Raw genomic sequence first — 713 nt, forward strand, 5'->3', positions numbered from 1 at the left:
AATTTAATGAAATCCCTAAAAATAAACTTATTGAATTGAAAGATAACTTCGTCAAATTAGATAAGAATGCAGATTACTCTGGTCAAGAAGTTTTCACGGATAAACATAAAAAAATTGGTAAAACAGTATTAGGTATCGGTGATTTCACTATAGTCGGGAAAAAACTTGAGATTGGTGGTGGCAAGGCTGGTGCCGTTGCATCTCATTTAATTTATAAACATCCTGCAAGCGGTGATATATGGATAGAACATTTTGTTTCGAATGACACTGATAGAGACATTGGCGACGTAGCGTCAAAATTCTTACAAATGACAGATAAAATTGAAAAGGAAGTTAGAACAAGGGCCACAGAGTACGGCTCTAATAAAGCATTAGAAAAATATAACGAGCATTATAAAAGCAGAACGTTTCCCGGTTTGGGGAAAAATAAAGAATACCAGATTAGACACCACATACAGCACATAATTGATGTAATATCAGGAAAAATCTGACAGTAAAGAGGCTATTCTATAGCCTCTTTTTAGTTTTGTTTAGAGCTTTTTTGTTATGAATTTTGGATTCGATTATATTTTTTTCTCTTTTAGCAGTGTGTATGTTATTTAATGTAATGGATTTTTTTGTCAGATCTTGATAGTTCTCTGTGAATATATTTTCAGATATAGCAAATGAATTATCTTCCTGTTTTATTAATATTTCTTTGCCGAGCATATAAC

General features: G+C 32.0%; 1 protein-coding gene and 1 pseudogene. One reads left to right on the forward strand and one right to left on the reverse strand.

Going from position 1 to position 713, the window contains the following annotated elements:
- Positions 1-491, forward strand: a 491-nt coding sequence (locus INF61_RS22775; RefSeq protein ID WP_193548161.1) for a sce7725 family protein, incomplete at its 5' end; no start/stop codon positions are given.
- 16 nt (positions 492-507) lie between these two features.
- Here the strand turns inward: INF61_RS22775 and INF61_RS23020 are convergent.
- Positions 508-713: pseudogene (locus INF61_RS23020) on the reverse strand (hypothetical protein); the annotation flags it as partial.

Source organism: Enterobacter cloacae complex sp. P18RS, from assembly GCF_014982105.1.
Taxonomy (GTDB): Bacteria; Pseudomonadota; Gammaproteobacteria; order Enterobacterales; family Enterobacteriaceae; genus Enterobacter; species Enterobacter hormaechei_C.